We start from the raw sequence: 16816 nt of genomic DNA, 5'->3' as shown, positions 1-16816 counted from the left end.
GTAGCCACGGTAGTGCAGGTCGTTGCCGGTACGGCCGACGGTGCACAGCGCGGTATTGCCGGCGGTCACGCCCGACAGCGCGACGGATTTCTTGGCCCGCGGCGCGGCCGGCGCGCTGGCCCCGGTGTCGGGTGCGGGGGCGGGCGTGGGGTCGGTCGCGGCGAGCTTCGAGGCAGGCATCCGTGTCTCCTTGGGCACTGCGGATGATGATGGGATGGGTTGGGGGACCGGCTTCAGCCGAAGAACAGCGCTTCCACATTGGCCGGCAGCGGCGTGCCGGTGGCCTGCGCACGCTGCAGCAGCGACCAGTAATAGCGGTAGCTGGCGCGGTCGTGCAGCTGCCCTTCATGGCGGATCGGCGCCCAGTTGTTCTCGTGCGCGGCCAGCAGGATCTGGCTGGCCGCGCCGATCTCTTCCGCGCCGGGCCGGAACGCCGCCACGATCGGGGCGATCTGGCCCGGATGGATGCTCCACTTGCGCAAGTAGCCGAATTCGCAGCGCGCGCGCAGCGCATCGTCGCCGGCGCGTTGCGGCGCCTGCACGTCGGTGCTGACGTTGTGCGACGGCACCTTGCCGTGGCGGTGGCACGCGGCGGAGATTTCCAGCATGGCGCGGCGCACCAGCGGGTGCTCGAACTGCTGCGGCGAGCGCATGGCCTCGCCGGGGATCGCGCCATGGTGCGCCGAGACAAAGTCCATCAGGCCGAAGCTCAGGCATTCCACCTGCACCAGCGCGGCGATATCGAAGGCCTGCTCCAGCGCGGCATGGGTTTCGATCAGCACATGGATCGGGATATGGCGGGCAATGCCGGCGCTGCGCGCGACCTGGTTGACATGGTCGGTCACGCGCGCCACCTCGACCACGTCGGTGACCTTGGGCACCACCACATAGGCCAGCCGCGCCCCGGCGGCGCGCACCAGTACGTCGACGTCCTGGCGCCAGCTGGGGTGGGCCGGGTCATGGATGCGCACGCCCACGCGGTTGTGGGCGTTGAGCGGGCCGTTGACCAGCTGCGCGCACAGTTCGGCGTGCTCGTGCTCGTGGCCCACGGCGGCGCCGTCCTCGCAGTCGAAGGTGATGTCGAAGACCGGGCCAAGCTCTTGTTGCAGGGCCAGCGACTTGCGCATGAGCTTTTCGCTGCCCGCGTAATGGTCACACACCGGCAACTGGACCGGGATGGCTTCGCCCTGGAACAAGACCTCGGAAGGATGCACGTGGATTCGGGAAGTTGAAGTTGGCGGACAGGGCAGGGCGCCTGGGCGCTGCCTATGAAAAAACCGGGGTCCGCGCCGATTCTTGAATCGTTGCGGAACCCCGGTCCTTTTTTCGAGCGTTCGGAAGATCAGCCCAGCAGATGCTGCACGCCGGCCTTTTCTTCTTCCAGTTCATTCAGGGTGATGTTGATCTTTTCCTGGCTGTAGGCGTCGATCTCCAGACCCTTGACGATTTCGTACTTGCCGTTGGCGGTGGTCACCGGGTAGCCGAACATGGTGTCGGCCGGGATGCCGTATTCACCGTTGGACGGGATGCCCATGGTGACGACCTTGCCGTTGCTGCCCAGCACCCAGTCGCGCACGTGGTCGATGGCGGCATTGGCGGCCGAGGCGGCCGACGACAGGCCACGGGCCTCGATGATGGCGGCGCCGCGCTTGCCGACGGTCGGCAGGAACACGTCGTTGTTCCACACCGGGTCGTTGATCAGGTCCTTGACGCTCTGGCCGTCGACGGTGGCGTAGCGGTAGTCGGCGTACATGGTCGGGCTGTGGTTGCCCCACACGAACAGCTTCTCGATCGACGACACCGGCTTGCCGGTCTTGGCGGCGATCTGCGACAGCGCGCGGTTGTGGTCCAGGCGCAGCATCGCGGTGAAGTTCTCGCGCGGCAGGTTCGGGGCCGACTTCATGGCGATGTAGGCGTTGGTGTTGGCCGGGTTGCCGACCACCAGCACCTTGACGTTGCGGCTGGCGACTTCGTCCAGCGCCTTGCCCTGCACCGTGAAGATCTGGGCGTTGGCTTCGAGCAGGTCCTTGCGCTCCATGCCCTTGCTGCGCGGACGGGCGCCCACCAGCAGGGCGACATCGGCGTCCTTGAAGGCAACCTTGGGGTCATCGGTTATGACCACGCCGGCCAGCAGCGGGAACGCGCAGTCTTCCAGTTCCATCACCACGCCCTTGACGGCTTGCTGGGCTTGCGGGAGGTCGAGCAGTTGGAGGATGACCGGCTGGTCTTTGCCCAGCATGTCGCCGTTGGCGATGCGGAACAGCAGGGAGTAGCCGATCTGGCCAGCGGCGCCGGTCACTGCGACGCGCATTGGGGCTTTAGCCATGAGTAAATCTCCAAACGATAGAAGGGGGAATGCCGGTCGGTGGCGCGCCGGCGCCATGCGGAGGCGCGCGGTGTGTCACCGGGTGCTGGTTGTCGCCACAGCGGGGAGCGGCCGTCCGCCGGAGCCAGGTGGCGGGGCCGGTGGGGGAGAGCCACAACGGGTCATGGTGATGCAACAAAGCGTTAGTCTACTGCGAAGCGAGGCGCCATTTCCAGACCGTGCCGCCGCGGGCGCGGTACATTTCCGCCCTGGGGCGGCAGCTGGCGGGCCTGGAGGCGGGCGATCGCGGGCGTGGACCAGCGCGAGTGTAGGCCTGGCCTCTCTATCCTGTCAATTCATATGTCTTATATAAGACATAAGACAATTAACGTAAGGCTGGACGTTACTCGCCCTTTTGTGGTGAAATCGCGCTATGTCCTCCCTGCCTACGTCCCTGACCGGCGCAGCCACACCCGGCGCGCAGGAATCTGGCGCCGCCACGCCTGGCGCCGGGACGCAGCCGCTTTCGCCGCCGGCGCCCGCGCCGGCCGCCGCGCCGCAGGCCGCCCCGCCAACTGGTGCCGCTTCTGGTCCCGCTCCTGGTCTGCAGTCAGTGCCATCGCCCACGTTCAGCCCGCTTTACCAGCAGATCAAGGCGCTGATCACGCGCAGCCTGCAATCCGGCGAATGGAAGCCGGGCGAGATGATTCCGAGCGAGATGGAGCTGGCGTCGCGCTACAAGGTCAGCCAGGGCACGGTGCGCAAGGCCATCGACGAACTGGCCGCCGAAAACCTGGTGGCGCGCCGCCAGGGCAAGGGCACCTTCGTCACCACGCACCATGAAGACGTGGTCAAGTTCCGCTTCCTGCGCCTCGTCCCGGACGAAGGCGAACCCCATTATGGCGCCAGCCATGTGCTGGAATGCAAGCGCCTGCGCGCCCCGGCCGAGATCGCGCGATTGCTCGACATCCGCACCGGCGACAGCGTGGTGCAGATCCGCCGGGTGCTGACTTTCTCCGGCGAATCGACCGTGCTGGACGAAATCTGGCTGCTCGGCGCCAACTTCAAGGGCCTGACCGCGGAAAAGCTGACCGAGTGGAAGGGGCCCATGTATGCATTGTTCGAGGCCGAATTCGGTACGCGCATGATCCGCGCCTCGGAGAAAATCCGCGCCGTCCCGGCCGATGAAACCGCGGCCGGGCTGTTGTCCGTGCCGGTGGGCTCGCCGCTGTTGTCGGTCGAGCGCGTTTCCTACACCTATGGCGATCGTCCCGTGGAAGTGCGCCGTGGGCTTTATGTCACGACCCGACACTATTACCAGAACGACCTGAGCTGAAACGCGGCGCCGCCCCCTGCACGCGCCGGTTATTGTCGGTTGGCCATGGAAATGCCGTCTGTTGCGCGACGCGGAGGTTGTCGCGGGGCGCGGGCCGCCGGATGTGCTTTGTGTGCGATTGTCGGGCGGCGCTTGTCGGGGTGTGATAGCAGAAAATTATTGGTGCAGCGCGCAACAAAGGCGCTAAAATCTCATGGATTTGCCCTAATGCATCCCGTTGCATGCAGGCAATGGCAGTTTCGTTTCTTTGTTTACCGCTAATGGGGTCTCGCATGGCTGAAGCCGTCAAACAAGCCAGGCCGGAGTTCCGGAATATCGGTATTTCGCAGATCGCGAAGTACCGGTTGCCCTGGGCCGGCAAGGTATCCATCCTGCATCGCGTGAGCGGTGCACTGATGTTCCTCCTCCTTCCCTTCGTCCTGTATCTGTTTGAGCAGAGCATCACCTCCGAACTGAGCTTCGCAAAGTTCTCGGCCCTTCTGTCCGGCGGCTTTGTCAAGCTGGTTGTGCTGGCCCTGATCTGGGGTTATCTGCATCACTTCTGCGCCGGGATCCGCTTCCTGCTGCTGGATGTGCACGTTGGTGTCTCCAAGCCCGCCTCGGCCAAGTCTGCCATCAGCGTGCTGGTTGTGAGCCTGCTGCTTACCCTGATTTTCGGCCTGAAGCTGTTCGGCCTGTTCTGAGGAGAATCAAGGTGGCAAATAACAATATCGGTCCCAAGCGTCTTGTCGTCGGTGCGCACTACGGTCTGAAAGACTGGCTCGCGCAACGCGTCACCGCCGTGGTCATGGTGGTCTTCACCGTGATCCTGGCTGTTGCCTTCCTGCTGTCGAACGGCGCTTCGTATGAAGCGTGGGCAGGGCTCTTCGCCAACCAGTGGATGAAGATCATTACGTTCCTGACCATCCTGTCGCTGCTGTATCACGCCTGGATTGGCGTGCGCGATATCTGGATGGACTATGTGAAGCCGATGGCGGTGCGCCTCGTGCTGCAAGTTCTTACGATTCTGTGGCTCGTCGGTTGCGCGGGCTACGCTGCTCAGATTCTCTGGAGGGTGTAATAAATGGTCGCAGTCAAGACTGGATTGCCGCGTCGCCGCTTTGACGTGGTCATCGTCGGTGCTGGCGGCGCCGGGATGCGCGCATCCCTCCAGCTCGCGGAAGCCGGCCTGAACGTGGCCGTGCTGTCCAAGGTGTTCCCGACCCGCTCGCACACCGTGGCGGCGCAGGGCGGCATCGGTGCCTCGCTGGGCAACATGAGCGAGGACAACTGGCACTATCACTTCTACGACACCATCAAGGGCTCGGACTGGCTGGGTGACCAGGACGCGATCGAGTTCATGTGCCGGGAAGCGCCGAAGGTCGTGTACGAGCTCGAGCACTTCGGCATGCCGTTCGACCGCAACCCCGACGGCACCATCTACCAGCGCCCGTTCGGCGGCCACACCGCCAACTACGGCGAGAAGCCGGTGCAGCGTGCCTGCGCCGCGGCCGACCGTACCGGCCACGCGCTGCTGCACACGCTGTACCAGCGCAACGTGCGCGCCAAGACCCACTTCTTCGTCGAATGGATGGCGCTGGACCTGATCCGCGACCAGGACGGCGACGTGGTGGGCGTGACCGCGCTGGAAATGGAAACCGGCGAGGTCTACATCCTCGAGGCCAAGACCACGCTGTTCGCGACCGGCGGTGCCGGCCGCATCTACGCCGCTTCCACCAACGCCTTCATCAACACCGGTGACGGCCTGGGCATGGCCGCGCGCGCGGGCGTGCCGCTGGAAGACATGGAGTTCTGGCAGTTCCACCCCACCGGCGTGGCCGGCGCGGGCGTGCTGATCACCGAAGGCGTGCGCGGCGAGGGCGGTATCCTGCGCAACAAGGACGGCGAGCGCTTCATGGAGCGCTATGCCCCGACGCTGAAGGACCTGGCGCCGCGCGACTTCGTCTCGCGCTCGATGGACCAGGAAATCAAGGAAGGCCGCGGCTGCGGCCCGAACGGCGACTACGTGCTGCTCGACCTGACCCACGTCGGCGCCGAGACCATCATGAAGCGCCTGCCGTCGATCCGCGAGATCGGCCTGAAGTTCGCCAACGTCGACGCGATCAAGGAACCGATCCCGGTGGTCCCGACCATCCACTACCAGATGGGCGGCATCCCGACCAACTACCACGGCCAGGTAGTGGTGCCGAAGAACGGCAACCCGAACGAGGTCGTCAACGGTTTCTACGCGATCGGCGAATGCTCGTGCGTGTCGGTGCACGGCGCCAACCGCCTGGGCACCAACTCGCTGCTCGACCTGGTGGTGTTCGGCCGCGCCGCCGGCAACCACATCATCGCGCAGAACCTGAAGCAGAAGGAACACAAGCCGCTGCCGGCCGATGCCGCCGACCGCGCGCTGTCGCGCCTGGCCAAGCTGCAGGCTTCGTCGTCGGGCGAGTACACGCAGGATGTCGCCAACGACATCCGCAAGAACATGCAGTCGCATGCCGGCGTGTTCCGTACCCAGAAGCTGATGGACGAAGGCGTCGAGCGCATCCTGGAAGTGTCCGAGCGTGCCGACAACATCCACCTGAAGGACAAGTCCAAGGTCTTCAACACCGCGCTGGTGGAAGCCCTGGAAGTGGCCAACCTGGTGGAAGTGGCCAAGGCCACCATGATCTCGGCGGCCGCCCGCAAGGAATCGCGCGGTGCCCACGCGCACAGCGACTTCCCCAACCGCGACGACCAGAACTGGCTCAAGCACACGCTGTTCTACAGCGAAGGCAACCGCCTCGACTACAAGCCGGTGAAGATGGAACCGCTGACGGTGGAAAGCGTGCCGCCGAAGGCCCGCACGTTCTGAGCACCGCATCGTAGAGATAACAGGACCCACAGAAATGAAGCGTATTTTCGAAGTCTACCGCTACGATCCGGACAAGGATGCGGCGCCGCGCATGCAGACCTACGAGGTCGAGCTGGACGGTCACGAGCGCATGCTGCTGGACGCGCTGGTGAAGCTCAAGAAGCTGGACGAGACCATCTCGTTCCGCCGCTCGTGCCGCGAAGGCGTGTGCGGCTCGGACGCGATGAACATCAACGGCAAGAACGGCCTGGCCTGCCTGACCAACATGCGCGAGCTGCCGGACCGCATCGTGCTGCGTCCGCTGCCCGGCCTGCCGGTGGTGCGCGACCTGATCGTCGACATGACGAACTTCTTCAAGCAGTACAACTCGATCAAGCCGTTCCTGATCAACGACGAGCCGCCGCCCGAGAAAGAGCGCCTGCAGTCGCCGGAAGAGCGTGACGAGCTGGACGGCCTGTACGAGTGCATTCTGTGCGCCAGCTGCTCGACCTCGTGCCCGTCGTTCTGGTGGAACCCGGACAAGTTCGTCGGCCCGGCCGGCCTGCTGCAGGCTTACCGCTTCATCGCGGACAGCCGCGACCAGGCCACCAGCGAGCGCCTGGACAACCTGAACGACCCGTACCGCCTGTTCCGCTGCCACAGCATCATGAACTGCGTCGACGTGTGCCCGAAGGGTCTGAACCCGACCAAGGCCATCGGCAAGATCAAGGAGCTGATGGTCCGCCGCGCGGTCTGATCCCGCGGCTGTCTAAGTAGTAAGCGGCGCGTCAGCCAGAGCGGCTATATCTGGCGGGCGCGCCGAAAGTAGGAAGCCATGACTGAGAGTCCTGCCACCACCTTCTCCCATCAGGCCGATCCGCACAAGCGCGCCCGGTTGCGCTGGCGTGCCCGCCGCGGCCTCCTGGAGAACGACATCATCGTCGAACGTTTCTTCAACCGTTACGAGGAGAGCCTGTCCGACGAGGATGTGGCTGCGCTGAGCCAGCTGTTCGAGCTCAGCGACAACGAGTTGATGGACCTGCTCCTTGCGCGCAAGGAACTGGACGGTGAGCTCGACACGCCCCCGATGCAGCGAGTCATCGCCCTGCTGCGTACGGTCTGAGTTTTGGTCAACATTATTATTCACAGCATTTGAAGGATCCGACATGACGCCGTCCGATGTGAAAGCCACGCTATCGTTCTCCGATGGTTCCCCCAGCGTTGAGCTGCCGATCTACAAGGGTACGGTTGGCCCGGACGTGATCGACATTCGCAAGCTGTACGGACAAACCGGTAAGTTCACCTACGACCCCGGTTTCATGTCGACGGCTTCGTGCAATTCCAAGATCACCTATATCGACGGCGACAAGGGCGAGCTGCTGTACCGCGGCTACCCGATCGAGCAGCTGGCGCAGAAGTGCGACCACCTCGAGACCTGCTACCTGCTGCTCAAGGGCGAGCTGCCCAACGCCAAGCAGAAGGAAGAATTCGTCGGCCACGTGATGAACCACACCATGGTTCACGAGCAGCTGCAGTTCTTCATGCGCGGTTTCCGCCGCGATGCCCACCCGATGGCCGTGCTGACCGGCCTGGTGGGTGCCATGAGCGCGTTCTACCATGACGCGATGGACATCGATGATCCGCACCAGCGCGAGATCTCGGCCATCCGCCTGATCGCCAAGATGCCGACCATGGTCGCCATGGCGTACAAGTACAACATCGGCCAGCCGTACATCTACCCGCAGAACGACCTGTCCTACTCGGGCAACTTCCTGCGCATGCTGTTCGGCACGCCGTGCGCACCGTACACCGTGAACCCGGTGCTGGAGCGCGCGCTGGACCGCATCTTCATCCTGCACGCCGACCACGAGCAGAACGCGTCGACCTCGACCGTGCGCCTGGCCGGTTCGTCGGGCACCAACCCGTTCGCCGCCATCGCCGCCGGCGTGGCCTGCCTGTGGGGTCCGGCCCACGGCGGCGCCAACGAAGCCGCGCTGAAGATGCTGGAAGAGATCGGCAGCGTCGATAACATCGGCGAGTTCATCAAGCAGGTCAAGGACAAGAACTCGGGCGTGCGCCTGATGGGCTTCGGCCACCGCGTGTACAAGAACTACGATCCGCGTGCCAAGCTGATGCGCGAAACCTGCCATGAAGTGCTGAACGAGCTGGGCCTGCACAACGACCCGCTGTTCAAGCTGGCCATGGAGCTGGAAAAGATCGCGCTGGAAGACGAGTACTTCGTCAGCCGCAAGCTGTACCCGAACGTCGACTTCTACTCGGGCATCGTGCAGCGCGCGCTGGGCATCCCGACCTCGCTGTTCACCTGCATCTTCGCGCTGGCCCGTACCCCGGGCTGGATCTCGCAGTGGGAAGAGATGATCACCGATCCGGAATACAAGATCGGCCGTCCGCGCCAGCTGTTCGTCGGCGCCGCCACCCGCGACGTGCCGGACGTGGCCAAGCGCTAAGCTGGTCCGCCGCTGCGCAGTGCAGCAATTCCAGACGCCCCGGCCCTGCCGGGGCGTTTGTCTTTGTGGCGCGGGTGCGGTTGTGCACTGCGGCGCCGGAAAGGGCAGGAAATTGCACCTTGAATGGTCCCGGGCGCAATTCGTGGACGATTGTGTCGCGTTTTCCCAAATCGGTTCCGCATAAATTGTGCGATAGTCGCGTGCGGCAGGAAATTTGACCCTATAATGCGGGCTGCTTTGCCGACGGCAGCCGGGCCACCCTTCCGGCGTGCGGTGCGGCAAGCGGGGCAGGCGAATCGCTTGCGCAATAGAGAACGCATCAAACGTTGTCTTTCCGAACCTTGGTCCCCATTACCTCAGCGGGACTGACACTTGCCGGGCCCCGCATACGCTGTCTCTTCCTTGCAGGCCCGACTTCCGCGTCTCGGGTGGCGCTTCCGCCGATCCCGATCCCAGTCGTCCGCGGGTGTTGTTCGATTGCGCAGGTCATACCGTTTCTGCCCGGATGACCCAAACATAAATCGAGGAGCTCCTGATGACGCTGTCCCGTCTTTCCACCATTTCGCTGGCTGCCATGCTGGCTACCTTTGGCGCCGCCGCCAACGCCGAAACCGTGAAGATCGCCATTGCCGGCCCGATGAGCGGCTCGGTGGCGCAGTATGGCGACATGGTCAAGGCCGGTGCGCTGACTGCCGTCGAACAGATCAACGCAGCCGGCGGCGCCGGCGGCAACAAGTTCGAGGTGGTGCTGATGGATGACGCCTGCGAGCCGAAACAGGCGGTCGCGGTGGCCAACAAGATCGTCAGCCAGAACATCAAGTACGTGATCGGCCACGTGTGCTCGGGCTCGACCATTCCGGCCTCGGACATCTACGAGAACGAGGGCATCGTGATGGTTACGCCGTCGGCCACTGCGCCGCAGCTGACCGAGACCAAGAAGCGCAACTTCATCTTCCGCACCATCGGCCGCGACGACCAGCAGGGCCCGGCCGCCGCCCAGTACATCATCGGCAAGATCAAGCCGAAGAAGGTCGCGGTGCTGCACGACAAGCAGTCGTACGGCCAGGGCATCGCCAGCTCGGTGAGGAAGGACCTGGAAGCCGCCAAGATCCCGGTGGCCGTGTTCGAAGGCATCAACGCCGGCGACTCGGACTACTCGGCCGTGATCACCAAGCTCAAGTCGCAGGGCGTGGACTTTGTCTACTTCGGCGGCTATCACCCGGAAATGGGCCTGCTGCTGCGCCAGGCGCGCGAGCAGGGCGTGAAGGCCACCTTCATGGGCCCCGAGGGCGTGGGCAACAAGGACGTGACCGCGATCGCCGGCCCGTCGTCGGAAGGCATGCTGGTGACGCTGCCGGCCGACTTCTCGGCCGATCCGGCCAACGCCAGCCTGGTCAAGGCCTTTGCCGACAAGAAGCGTGACGCCAACGGTCCGTTCCAGATGCCGGCCTATGCCGCGGTCAAGATCATCGGCGACGCCATTGCCGGCGCCAAGAGCACCGATCCCACCAAGGTCGCGGCGTACATGCACAAGAACGCCTTCACCACGCCGATCGGCAAGGTCGAGTACGACGCCAAGGGCGACCTGAAGTCCTTCAAGTTCGTGGTCTACACCTGGCACAAGGACGCCAGCAAGACCGCCGCGAACTAAGCAGGCGCTCCTTCCCGCACACGCCCCGCCCGTACCCCGGGCGGGGCGTTCTGGTATCGGGCTTCAAGTTCCTGAGGCTTCCCCAATGAATGAATTCCTTCCACAGTTCACCCAGCAGCTGGTCAACGGCCTGACGCTGGGTGCGATCTATGCGCTGATCGCCATCGGCTACACAATGGTCTACGGCATCATCGGCATGATCAATTTCGCGCACGGCGAGATTTACATGATCGGTGCCTATGTCGGCCTGGTCACGCTCACCGCCATCGGCGCCCAGGCAGGCTATCCCCTGCCGCTGGTGCTCGGCGCCGCCTTGCTGGTGTCGGTGCTGGTCACCGGCGTCTACGGCTATGCGGTCGAGCGGGTGGCATACCGCCCCTTGCGCGGCGGGCCGCGGCTGGTGCCGCTGATCTCGGCGATCGGCATGTCGATCTTCCTGCAGAACTATGTCCAGATCGGGCAGGGCGCCCGTGATGTGTCGGTGCCGGTGCTGATCTCGGGCGCCATCGAGTTCCAGATGGGCGGCGACTTCACCGTGACGGTGCCGTACTCGCGCCTGCTGATCGTCGGCGTGACGCTGGCGCTGATGGTGGCGCTGACGCTGTTTATCGGCCGCTCGCGCATGGGCCGCGCCTGCCGTGCCTGCGCCGAGGACATGCGCATGGCCAACCTGCTCGGCATCGACACCAACAAGGTGATCTCGTTCACCTTCGTGCTGGGCGCGATGCTGGCGGCGGTGGGCGGCGTGCTGATCGGGCTGACCATCGGCAAGCTCAATCCCTTCATCGGCTTCATTGCCGGCATCAAGGCCTTTACCGCGGCGGTGCTGGGCGGCATCGGCAGCATCCCGGGCGCGATGCTCGGCGGCGTGCTGCTGGGCCTGGCGGAAACCTTCGCCTCGGGCTACATGCCGGCCGAATACAAGGACGTGGTTGCCTTCAGCCTGCTGGTGCTGGTGCTGCTGTTCCGTCCGACCGGGCTGCTGGGCAAGCCCGATGTCGAAAAGGTCTGAGGGAGGCGAGACATGACCAACCAAGTTTCTGCGATGTCCGCCGGACACGCCGCGCGCGGCGCCACGCCGGGCCAGTCGCTCAAGAATGCGATCACGGCGGCGGTGGTGACCGCCATCCTGACCATCCCCATCCTCGGCCTGCAGCTCAAGCTGGAAGGCTACCAGGTGGTGCTGGAACCGCACTGGCGGCCGGTGTGGCTGGCCGTGGCCGCGGTATTCCTGTTCCAGCTGTTCAAGCCGGTGCTGTCGCGCGCGGGCAGCGCGGTGCGCCTGCCGGCGCTGCCGCAGCTGGGTGCGCAGCAGCAGCGCGTGGCGGTGTGGGTGCTGCTGGCGGTGGGGCTGGTGTGGCCGTTCTTCGGCTCGCGCGGCGCCGTCGACGTGGCCACGCTGGCGCTGATCTACGTGATCCTGGGTCTTGGCCTGAACATCGTGGTGGGCTATGCCGGCCTGCTCGACCTGGGCTATGTCGGCTTCTATGCCGTGGGCGGCTACACCTACGCGCTGCTGAACCAGTACTTCGGCCTGAGCTTCTGGGAATGCCTGCCGATCGCGGCGGCGCTGTCGGCGGGGTTCGGCTTCCTGCTCGGCTTCCCGGTGCTGCGCCTGCGCGGCGACTACCTGGCGATCGTCACGCTCGGCTTCGGCGAGATCATCCGCCTGCTGCTGAACAACCTGACCAGCCTGACCGGCGGTCCGGATGGTGTCTCGGGCATTCCCAAGCCCAGCGTGTTCGGCGTCGAGATGGCGCGCAGCGCCAGCGTCGAGGGCACGCGCACCTTCCACGAGCTGATCGGCCTGGACTACGCCAGCCAGCACATGGTGATCTTCCTCTACCTGATCGCGCTGCTGCTGGTCGGCTTCACGCTGTTCGTCACCAGCCGGCTGATCCGCATGCCGATGGGCCGCGCCTGGGAGGCGTTGCGCGAGGATGAGATCGCCTGCCGTTCGCTCGGCCTGAACCCGACCCGCATCAAGCTGTCGGCGTTCACGCTGGGGGCATCGTTCGCCGGCCTGGGCGGCGCGTTCTTCGCCGCGCGCCAGGGCCTGGTCAATCCGGAATCGTTCACCTTCATCGAATCGGCGCTGGTGCTGGCCGTGGTGGTGCTGGGCGGCATGGGCTCGCAGCTGGGCGTGATCCTGGCGGCGATCCTGCTGACGGTGCTGCCCGAAGTGGCGCGCGGCTTTGCCGAATATCGCATGCTGATCTTCGGCCTGGTGATGGTGCTGATGATGATGTGGCGTCCGCAGGGCCTGCTGCCCGCGAGCCGCCCGCAAGTGGAGCTTCCCCGATGAATGCAGCAATGAGTGCGCCGATCAATGCCACGGCAGAACTGCTCAGGGTGTCGGGCCTGCAGATGCGCTTCGGCGGCCTGCTGGCCGTCGACGGCATCGATTTCGATGTGCGCAAGGACGAGGTCTTCGCCATCATCGGCCCGAACGGCGCCGGCAAGACCACGGTGTTCAACTGCGTCGGCGGCTTCTACAAGCCGAGCGCGGGCGACGTCACGCTCGACGGCCACGCCATCGCCGGCCTGCCCAGCCACATGGTGGCGCGCAAGGGCCTGGTGCGCACGTTCCAGAACATCCGCCTGTTCAAGAACCTGACCGTGGTCGAGAACCTGATGGTGGCGCAACACCTGCAGGTGCAGTCCGGCATCCTGCGCGGCCTGTTCGCAACCCCGGCCTACCGCCGCGCCGAGCGCGAGGCGCTGCAGCGCGCCGCGCAGTGGCTGGAGCGCATGGGCCTGACCAGCGTCGCCAACCGCGAGGCGGGCACGCTCTCGTACGGCCACCAGCGCCGGCTCGAGATCGCGCGCTGCATGATCACCCAGCCGCGCCTGCTGATGCTGGACGAGCCCGCCGCCGGCCTGAATCCGCAGGAGAAGATCGAGCTGCAGCAGCTGATCGACCAGCTGCGGCGCGAGTTCGGCATTGCCGTGCTGCTGATCGAGCACGACATGAGCCTGGTGATGGGCGTGTCCGACCGCATCCTGGTGATGGAGCACGGCAAGCCCATCGTGATCGGCAAGCCCGAAGAAGTGCGCAACGACCCGCGCGTGATCAAGGCCTACCTGGGAGAGGACTGATGCTGAAGCTGGAACAGGTCCATACCCACTACGGCGCCGTCGAGGCGCTGTCGGGCGTATCGATCGAAGTCAACAAGGGGGAGATCGTCACCCTGATCGGCAGCAACGGCGCCGGCAAGACGACGCTGATGATGACCGTGTGCGGCACGCCGCGCGCCTCGAGCGGGCGGGTGCTGTTCGAAGGGCAGGACATTACCCATCGCTCGACCCACGAGATCATGCGCCTGGGCATGGCGATCTCGCCCGAGGGCCGGCGCGTGTTCCCGAGCCTGACGGTGCTGGAAAACCTGAAGATGGGCGCGTTCTTCGCAAGGCGCGACGAGATCGAGGCGGGCATCGAGCACGTGTTCAAGCTGTTCCCGCGCCTGAACCAGCGCGCGGGCCAGCGCGCCGGCACCATGTCGGGCGGCGAGCAGCAGATGCTGGCGATCGGCCGGGCGCTGATGAGCCGGCCCCGCCTGCTGCTGCTGGACGAGCCCACGCTCGGCCTGGCGCCGCTGATCATTGCGCAGATCTTCGACATCATCCGCACCATTCGTGACGAGGGCGTCACCGTGTTCCTGGTCGAGCAGAACGCCAACAAGGCGCTGCAGGTGGCGGACCGGGGTTATGTGCTGGAAACCGGCAAGGTGGTGCTGGCCGATACCGGCGCCAACCTGCTCGCCAACGACCGGATCAAGGCCGCCTACCTGGGCGGCTGATGCCGGCCGGCCGCCGCTCGCCGCGGCGGCCGCTTCCTTCTCTTCTGCGCGTTTTCGCCATCCGCGAAATCCCCCTTTCGCCAATCACATTACATGGCGGGCGCCTTCCGGGCCAGGCTGGGCGCGGCTGCCCATACCCCCTGTGGCATAATCGATTGCCAAGTCAAGCATTGCCGCAACGCTTGAAATAACGCCCGCTTCCGGCGGCTTCCGGCGCGATCGTCATGATTGCCTGCCGGTTCGCACGCCGCGACCGGAGCGGAAAAAACCCCTGCAAACTACTGCGCGGTCCCCGCGGTCCGGCCTGCCAAGGCACGGTCATCGGTCCCGCCATCGCATCATGGCCAAGACGCTCTACGACAAACTCTGGGATGACCACACCGTCCACGTCGAGGAAGACGGCACCACGCTGCTCTATATCGATCGCCACCTGCTGCATGAAGTGACCAGCCCGCAGGCGTTCGAGGGCCTGAAGATGGCAGAGCGCCCGGTGTGGCGCATCAGCGCCAACCTGGCGGTGTCGGACCACAACGTGCCGACCACGGACCGCAGCCAGGGCATTGCCGATCCGGTATCGAAGCTGCAGGTCGATACGCTGGACGCCAATTGCGACAGCTTCGGCATCACCCAGTTCAAGATGACCGACCACCGCCAGGGCATCGTGCACGTGATCGGGCCGGAGCAGGGCGCGACGCTGCCGGGCATGACGGTGGTGTGCGGCGACTCGCATACCAGCACCCACGGCGCCTTCGGCGCGCTGGCGCACGGCATCGGCACCTCCGAAGTCGAGCACGTGCTGGCCACGCAGACGCTGCTGGGCAAGAAGGCGAAGAACATGCTGGTCAGGGTGGAAGGCAAGCTGCCGCGCGGCTGCACCGCCAAGGACATCGTGCTGGCCATCATCGGCAAGATCGGCACCGCCGGCGGCACCGGCTACACCATCGAGTTCGCCGGCTCGGCCATCCGCGACCTGACCATGGAAGGCCGCATGACGGTCTGCAACATGGCCATCGAAGCGGGCGCGCGCGCCGGCCTGGTGGCGGTGGACGATGTCACGCTGGAATACGTCAAGGGCCGCCCGTACGCGCCGCAGGGCGTGGAGTGGGAGCAGGCCGTGGCCTACTGGCGCACGCTGCATTCCGATGCCGGTGCGAAGTTCGACCAGGTGGTCGAGCTGCGCGCGGAAGAGGTGCGCCCGCAGGTGACCTGGGGCACCTCGCCGGAAATGGTGATCAGCATCGAAGACCGCGTGCCGGACCCGGAGAAGGAAAAGGATCCGAACAAGCGCAACGCGATGGAACGCGCGCTGGAATACATGGGCCTGCGGCCCAACGTGCCGGTCGAGAGCATCAGCATCGACAAGGTCTTCATCGGTTCGTGCACCAACAGCCGCATCGAGGACATGCGCGCCGCCGCCTGGGTAGTGCAAAAGCTGGGCCGCAAGGTTGCCGCGAACGTGAAGCTGGCGATGGTGGTGCCGGGCTCGGGCCTGGTCAAGGAGCAGGCCGAGCGCGAAGGCCTGGACCAGATCTTCAAGGCCGCCGGCTTTGAATGGCGCGAGCCCGGCTGCTCGATGTGCCTGGCGATGAATGCCGACCGCCTCGATCCGGGCGAGCGCTGCGCCTCGACCTCGAACCGCAACTTCGAGGGCCGCCAGGGCGCGGGCGGGCGCACCCACCTGGTGAGCCCGGCGATGGCCGCCGCGGCTGCCATCGAGGGCCATTTCGTCGATATCCGCAAGCTGGGCTGAACAAGCAAGGACAGAGCATCATGGAAAAGTTCACCGTACACAGCGGCCTGGTCGCGCCGCTCGACCGCGAGAACGTCGATACCGACGCCATCATCCCGAAGCAGTTCCTGAAGTCCATCAAGCGTACCGGCTTCGGTCCCAACCTGTTCGACGAGTGGCGCTACAAGGATGTGGGCGAGCCCGGCATGGACAACAGCAAGCGTCCGCTGAACCCGGACTTCGTGCTGAACCAGCCGCGCTACCAGGGTGCGTCGATCCTGCTGGCGCGCCGCAACTTCGGCTGCGGCAGCTCGCGCGAGCACGCGCCGTGGGCGCTGACGCAATACGGCTTCCGCGCCGTGATCGCGCCCAGCTTCGCCGATATCTTCTTCAACAACTGCTACAAGAACGGCCTGCTGCCGGTGGTGCTGAGCGAGCAGCAGGTCGACCACCTGTTCAACGAGACCAACGCGTTCAACGGCTACCAGCTGACCATCGACCTGGACAAGCAGGTGGTGCTGACGCCGTCGGGGCAGGGCTACGAGTTCGACATCGCGCCGTTCCGCAAGTACTGCATGCTGAATGGCTTCGACGATATCGGCCTGACCCTGCGTCATGCCGACAAGATCAAGGCCTTCGAGGCCGAGCGCGTGGCGAAGATGCCGTGGCTGAACAACCGCCTGGTCGGATAAGGCTCTACGAGGAA

16 protein-coding genes and 1 pseudogene are annotated in these 16816 nt (G+C 65.2%); 14 read left to right on the top strand and 3 right to left on the bottom strand.

Annotated features, from left to right (window positions below; genetic code table 11):
- The 3 genes and pseudogenes from GA0116996_RS09395 to GA0116996_RS09385 all read right to left on the bottom strand — a co-directional run.
- Positions 1-180, bottom strand: a pseudogene (locus tag GA0116996_RS09395) (2-methylcitrate synthase); the annotation flags it as partial.
- Positions 181-233: 53 nt separating this feature from the next.
- Positions 234-1214 carry an HpcH/HpaI aldolase/citrate lyase family protein gene (locus GA0116996_RS09390; protein WP_092309757.1) on the bottom strand — a complete coding sequence of 327 codons (981 nt, stop codon included), beginning with the start codon at positions 1212-1214 and terminating at the stop codon, positions 234-236.
- A 128-nt stretch (positions 1215-1342) separates the two neighbouring features.
- Entirely contained in the window at positions 1343-2326 is a 984-nt protein-coding gene (locus tag GA0116996_RS09385) for a malate dehydrogenase (protein ID WP_092309754.1), read from the bottom strand.
- A gap of 412 nt (positions 2327-2738) precedes the next feature.
- On the opposite strand from GA0116996_RS09385, the gene GA0116996_RS09380 reads away from it, so the two are divergent.
- The 14 genes from GA0116996_RS09380 to leuD all read left to right on the top strand — a co-directional run bounded on the left by GA0116996_RS09380 (position 2739) and on the right by leuD (position 16802).
- On the top strand, positions 2739-3641 hold the full coding sequence (locus GA0116996_RS09380; protein WP_092309751.1) for a GntR family transcriptional regulator: 903 nt from the start codon (positions 2739-2741) through the stop codon (positions 3639-3641).
- A 272-nt stretch (positions 3642-3913) separates the two neighbouring features.
- Positions 3914-4324, top strand: a complete 411-nt coding sequence (gene sdhC / locus GA0116996_RS09375) for a succinate dehydrogenase, cytochrome b556 subunit (protein ID WP_012353373.1) — start codon at positions 3914-3916, stop codon at positions 4322-4324.
- A gap of 11 nt (positions 4325-4335) precedes the next feature.
- Positions 4336-4701 (top strand): succinate dehydrogenase, hydrophobic membrane anchor protein, encoded by a 366-nt coding sequence (sdhD, locus tag GA0116996_RS09370; RefSeq protein ID WP_092309748.1) that lies wholly within the window; start codon positions 4336-4338, stop codon positions 4699-4701.
- Between the two features lie 3 nt (positions 4702-4704).
- Complete coding sequence (gene sdhA / locus GA0116996_RS09365) at positions 4705-6483, top strand: succinate dehydrogenase flavoprotein subunit (RefSeq protein ID WP_092309745.1); 1779 nt, start codon at positions 4705-4707, stop codon at positions 6481-6483.
- Positions 6484-6517: 34 nt separating this feature from the next.
- The gene (locus tag GA0116996_RS09360; protein WP_011298473.1) at positions 6518-7219 is read left to right on the top strand and encodes a succinate dehydrogenase iron-sulfur subunit; all 702 of its coding nucleotides are present in this window, start codon (positions 6518-6520) and stop codon (positions 7217-7219) included.
- A 78-nt stretch (positions 7220-7297) separates the two neighbouring features.
- Complete coding sequence (locus GA0116996_RS09355) at positions 7298-7585, top strand: FAD assembly factor SdhE (protein ID WP_012353370.1); 288 nt, start codon at positions 7298-7300, stop codon at positions 7583-7585.
- Between the two features lie 43 nt (positions 7586-7628).
- Positions 7629-8930, top strand: coding sequence for a citrate synthase (gene gltA / locus GA0116996_RS09350; protein WP_092309742.1), 1302 nt, complete (start codon positions 7629-7631; stop codon positions 8928-8930).
- A 535-nt stretch (positions 8931-9465) separates the two neighbouring features.
- Positions 9466-10581 (top strand): branched-chain amino acid ABC transporter substrate-binding protein, encoded by a 1116-nt coding sequence (locus GA0116996_RS09345; protein ID WP_092309739.1) that lies wholly within the window; start codon positions 9466-9468, stop codon positions 10579-10581.
- Between the two features lie 85 nt (positions 10582-10666).
- Complete coding sequence (livH, locus tag GA0116996_RS09340; protein WP_018005204.1) at positions 10667-11593, top strand: high-affinity branched-chain amino acid ABC transporter permease LivH; 927 nt, start codon at positions 10667-10669, stop codon at positions 11591-11593.
- 12 nt (positions 11594-11605) lie between these two features.
- Entirely contained in the window at positions 11606-12886 is a 1281-nt protein-coding gene (locus GA0116996_RS09335) for a high-affinity branched-chain amino acid ABC transporter permease LivM (protein ID WP_092309736.1), read from the top strand.
- Positions 12887-12906: 20 nt separating this feature from the next.
- Complete coding sequence (gene livG / locus GA0116996_RS09330) at positions 12907-13680, top strand: high-affinity branched-chain amino acid ABC transporter ATP-binding protein LivG (RefSeq protein ID WP_092309828.1); 774 nt, start codon at positions 12907-12909, stop codon at positions 13678-13680.
- Positions 13680-14381, top strand: a complete 702-nt coding sequence (locus GA0116996_RS09325) for an ABC transporter ATP-binding protein (protein ID WP_018005201.1) — start codon at positions 13680-13682, stop codon at positions 14379-14381. The genes livG and GA0116996_RS09325 overlap by 1 nt, the downstream gene beginning before the upstream one ends.
- Positions 14382-14721: 340 nt before the next feature.
- Positions 14722-16131 carry a 3-isopropylmalate dehydratase large subunit gene (gene leuC / locus GA0116996_RS09320; RefSeq protein WP_092309733.1) on the top strand — a complete coding sequence of 470 codons (1410 nt, stop codon included), beginning with the start codon at positions 14722-14724 and terminating at the stop codon, positions 16129-16131.
- Between the two features lie 20 nt (positions 16132-16151).
- Entirely contained in the window at positions 16152-16802 is a 651-nt protein-coding gene (gene leuD / locus GA0116996_RS09315) for a 3-isopropylmalate dehydratase small subunit (RefSeq protein WP_012353362.1), read from the top strand.
- The last annotated feature ends 14 nt before the right edge of the window (positions 16803-16816 follow it).

The sequence above is a fragment of the Cupriavidus alkaliphilus genome (assembly GCF_900094595.1).
Lineage (GTDB): Bacteria > Pseudomonadota > Gammaproteobacteria > Burkholderiales > Burkholderiaceae > Cupriavidus > Cupriavidus alkaliphilus.
This window is presented reverse-complemented; position numbering and strand designations above follow the sequence as displayed.